3 protein-coding genes are annotated in these 4,904 nt (G+C 38.4%); 1 reads left to right on the top strand and 2 read right to left on the bottom strand.

The window, feature by feature from the left end; genetic code table 11:
• Positions 1 to 766: endonuclease/exonuclease/phosphatase family protein (locus tag A5875_RS02185; protein WP_176244601.1), on the bottom strand; the 766-nt coding region annotated here is incomplete at its 3' end.
• Between the two features lie 48 nt (positions 767 to 814).
• Positions 815 to 2,989 (bottom strand): PTS transporter subunit IIBC, encoded by a 2,175-nt coding sequence (locus A5875_RS02180; RefSeq protein WP_088934602.1) that lies wholly within the window; start codon positions 2,987 to 2,989, stop codon positions 815 to 817.
• Between the two features lie 406 nt (positions 2,990 to 3,395).
• Between A5875_RS02180 and A5875_RS02175 the strand changes: the two genes are divergently transcribed.
• The coding region (locus A5875_RS02175) for a family 65 glycosyl hydrolase (protein WP_088932092.1) at positions 3,396 to 4,904 on the top strand (1,509 nt) is incomplete at its 3' end.

The following is a 4,904-nucleotide window of genomic DNA, read 5'->3' as shown; positions in this document are numbered from 1 at the left end:
AATGATCACTAATTATAGACTCATTTTTATCATTAAAAACGATTCGATAGCTTACAACATTAAAATCTTGAGAAGTAAAGATGTAATCAATTCGAAGTTTCTCAGCATTTTCTGACCAACCATCTATTGCTTCTTCTACTGTATATTCATCAAATTTACTTTTTGCAGCAACAAAAGCATCTTGCAACTTCAATGAACTCCCTTTGACCATGTCATAACCTTCACCATTTATTTTTGCGTCATTATTAAAATCACCCATAATAATAAGAGAACCCTGTTTTTCTGACAATACTTTCTCTAATGCACCCCACTCAAATGCAAAAGCTGTTTTATCATTCTGCCACCAAGAGAAATGACCATTAGCGACTATTACTTTCTGTCCGTCAATTATAGTCTCTCCAATCACTGCTCTTCGCGTATGATAATCTGTCGGATCAGAACTTTCAGAGATTAAGTAATTCTCTGCTTTCATTGGCATCCTCGACAACAAGCCAGTGCCCTCATGATAGATATCGTAGCCAACATGATTATAGCTCCAACTCCAATAATAGTAACACCCTAAGCTTTTTAATTTTTCAACCAAACAAAACAAGAAATTGTCTTGATGAACTGTTTGTTGTTTCGATGTCGGTTGAAAATACTTATCCAGTTTTGCTAACGGGCTAGTCATAAGTTGGTTTACTTCTTGCAAACCAATAAAATCGTATTCTTCCTTAGCGATTTGGTTAGCCAAAGTTTCTAATTGCTTTTGATCGTCCGCTTCCATCCAACTATGAGTGTTTAGAGTTAATACTTTGATTGTTTTCGCCCCACTTTAATAATCGATTGACCCAATCGTTTCTCCACGAGAAACAAGTCCTGTTTTATCATAATGGTAATTCTCGATCTTGTCACCATTTGTGAATACTACAATCATCGTCGTCAATTTTCCAGCTTCTTGAATCATTGCTAAATCAGCAGTTGCGACAATTTTACCTGCCTTCACTTTTTCACCTTCATGAACTTTGATTTCAAATGCATCGCCGCCTAAGTTAACCGTGTCGATCCCCATATGAAGCAACACTTCGATTTCATCTTCTGTTTTGATACCAATAGCGTGTTTTGTCGGAAATACGGAAACAATAGTACCCGAAACTGGACTTGCAACCTCTCCATTTTCTGGTATCACCGCAAATCCTTCACCCATCATTTTCTGTGAGAAAACTTCATCCTGCACTTGATCAATTGGGATAAGTTCTCCGTTCGCTGGTGCAACAAAATCAGCATGCAGTCCTTTAAAGGCTGTAGTTGTTTTTTTAGATTCGAGAGAACTTCCTTGGAAATCACTCGCAGGAATTTGTACGCCTGAATCTAACAAATCCTGAATATCAGATTTAAGGATATCTGCCTTCGGACCATAAACAGCTTGCACGCCATTATCCTTAACCAAAAGCCCCATTGCTCCAGCCTTTTTCCAATCTTCTTCACCGCCGACAATATTCCTATCTGCAACTGTTACTCGTAATCGAGTCATACATGCATCAACATCAGTAATGTTTTGCGGACCACCTAATAAGTTAATGATCTTTACAATTTGTGAATCTGCCGTTACTGAGCCATCCGTTGTTCCACTAGCGGCTTCTTCAGTATCAACTTCATAATTCCCATTTCTTCCTGGGGTTGCGTAATTGAATTTCTTGATCATGAAATTAGCAAAGAAATAAGTGAACACTCCAAAGGCAATACTTGTTAAAACAAAATTAAGTAAGTCATTGCCTAATCCTGCTCTTAATGCCATAGGCACCCTAGTCAACAGTTCAATATTCCCAAATGAATGAACTCGTAAATTGATTAAGTCAGCCATAGCGAAAGCAGCCCCTTGAATTACTGCATAGCAAGCATATAGCGGTACCGCTACAAACATAAACATAAACTCTAAAGGTTCCGTTACTCCTGTGAGGAATACCGCTACTGCTGCAGAAAGGAACATGGATTTATATTTTTTCTTTTTATCAGGATCGACATTGCGGTACATTGCTAAAGTCAACCCCATCAAAATACCTGACGAACCAATCATTTGTCCGACTTTAAAACGCGCAGGTGTCCATTGAGTTAACACATGTTGATATTGAGACATATCGCCGCCATTTTTTAAATTAACTAAGTCAGTAGCCCATGCCAACCATAACGGATCTTGACCGAACACTTGACTTCCTGCTTGTGCCCCGGTCAAAATATCATAAGTTCCGCCCAATTGCGTATAGTTCATTGGAATTGTCAGCATGTGATGCAGCCCGAACGGTAAGAGTAATCGTTCTAGTGTTCCATATAAAAATGGGGCCAATACTGGTGCAGTATCTTGAGAATTCGCGATCCATTTACCAAAATCGTTGATTCCTGTTTGGATAACTGGCCAAATTAAGGCTAATACCAAAGCTACAATAACTGAACGTAAAATTACTACAAAAGGAACAAATCGTTTTCCATTAAAAAAGGTCAACACTTCTGGCAGCTTCCGGAAATTGTAGTATTTGTTGTAAGCCGTCGCTCCCACGAAACCCGCGATGATCCCAACAAATACTCCCATATTCAATGCCGGAGCTTCTAACACACTCGTAAAATATCCATTGACCATAATTTTTTGACCGAATAGTGTATGAGTCATCGCATTTGGATCAGCTAACATTTCTGAAGTAATACCGAAGATCGAGCCTGTGATTCGATTAATCAAAATGAATGATAGCCCTGCTGCAAATGCACCACCCGCTCGTTCTTTCGCCCAACTTCCACCAATTGCTAATGCAAAAAGTAAATGCAAATTACCAATAATAGCCCAACCAATATTTTCAACAACACCACCGGTAGTAACTAGCCACCCTAGATTTTCGTTAATCAATGGTAAAGACTTTCCGATACTGATCATCAAGCCTGCTGCCGGCATTACTGCAATTACCACCATCAGTGCCTTCCCAAACTTTTGCCAAAACTCAAAACTAAAAATCTTTTTGATTCCTTTCATGTTTGCTCCTCCTAATTTTTGATGCGAAGATTTTACGCAATCGGTTTCGCTGATTTGCATTATATACTCATTTTTTTATTTTGTAAACTCTTTCAAGTGTTTTGTTTTAAAAATCATTATTTCTTCTATATAGACTTAACTATAAAAACTTTCCCTTAAATGCTTGACTTACGCAATCGGTTGCGTATATGATCTGTCTCTTATACACATCTAGATGTGTATAAGAGACAGCGGTTTCGCTGATTTGCATTATATACTCCTGTCTCTTATACACATCTAGATGTGTATAAGAGACAGCTTCTATATAGACTTAACTATAAAAACTTTCCCTTAAATGCTTGACTTACGCAATCGGTTGCGTATATGATAGTGCTAAGAAAACATAAGGAGGACTATCATGAAAAATGTTCAACGTCTTTTTGAAATTGACCCTTGGAAAATTCGAACTACTAAGCTAGATAAAGAAAATCGGCGTCTTCAGGAATCTTTGACTAGTATAGGAAATGGTTATATGGGAATGCGTGGTAACTTTGAAGAAAGCTATAGCGGCGATCACCATCAAGGTACTTACCTTGCCGGAATTTGGTATCCTGATAAAACTCGTGTTGGCTGGTGGAAGAATGGGTATCCTGAGTATTTCGGTAAAGTCATTAATGCACTTGATTTTATTCAAATGAAATTATTTGTAAATGATCATGAGATTGATCTAGCAGTCACTGAGTATGAAGATTTTGATTTAGAATTAAATATGGAAAACGGGGTCCTTACCCGCTCCTTTACCGTGACAATCGACGATACAAAAGTTCGTTTTACTTTTGAACGCTTTTTAAGTGTTGTAAAACAGGAGCTTGCTGTCATTCGACTTACTGCTGAAAGTTTAGTTGGCGATGCAGAATTAAAAGTCGTATCTAAATTAGATAATAACGTACAGAATGAAGACAGCAATTATGAAGAAATGTTCTGGTTAGAAAAAGATCGCGGACACCGAGAAGACATTAGCTTCTTAACAACTCAGACCATCCCAAATAATTTTGGAATCGAACAGTTTTCGGTGACTGGCGCAATGAAACATATCAGTTCTACAATCGGACTGCAACAAGATGATACTCTAGAAGTTGCTGAAACATTCTCTTATAACTTAAAAGTCAATCAATCAGTTCAATTAGAAAAACGAGTAGTTATATTAACTAGTCGCGATGTCACAGAATCCGAGCAAAGCGAAAAGGCTGTCGCATTACTTTCGAAATACAATGATTCCTTCGAAGATTTGTTGGCTGAACAAAATGCAGCTTGGGCAAATCGTTGGGCTTTAGCGGATGTTTTGATTGATGGAGATGACGAGGCGCAGCAGGGTATTCGCTTCAACATCTTCCAACTCTTTTCAACTTATTATGGTGAAGATGAGCGTCTGAATATTGGACCAAAAGGTTTCACTGGCGAAAAATATGGCGGTGCGACTTATTGGGATACAGAAGCCTATGCTGTCCCAATGTATTTAGGAATCTCTGATCCAGAAGTAACTAAAAACTTATTGAAATATCGTCACAATCAATTGCCGCAGGCACAGCACAATGCTCGCCAGCAATGTTTACAAGGCGCCTTATATCCGATGGTTACCTTTACCGGTGTCGAATGTCACAATGAATGGGAAATCACCTTCGAGGAAATTCACCGAAATGGTGCGATTGCTCATGCAATTTATAACTATACGACCTATACCGGTGATGACAGCTATATCAAGAATGAAGGCTTGGAAGTTCTGACTGAGATTGCTCGTTTCTGGGCTGACCGGGTACATTATTCAAAACGCCAGCAAAAATATATGATTCATGGTGTGACCGGACCTAATGAGTATGAGAATAATATCAATAACAACTGGTATACTAACTATTTAGCAACTTGGGTA

The sequence above is a fragment of the Enterococcus sp. 3H8_DIV0648 genome (assembly GCF_002140655.1).
Lineage (GTDB): Bacteria > Bacillota > Bacilli > Lactobacillales > Enterococcaceae > Enterococcus_A > Enterococcus_A hulanensis.
Note: the sequence above shows the minus strand (reverse complement) of the source record. Positions and strands in the feature narration are given on the sequence as shown.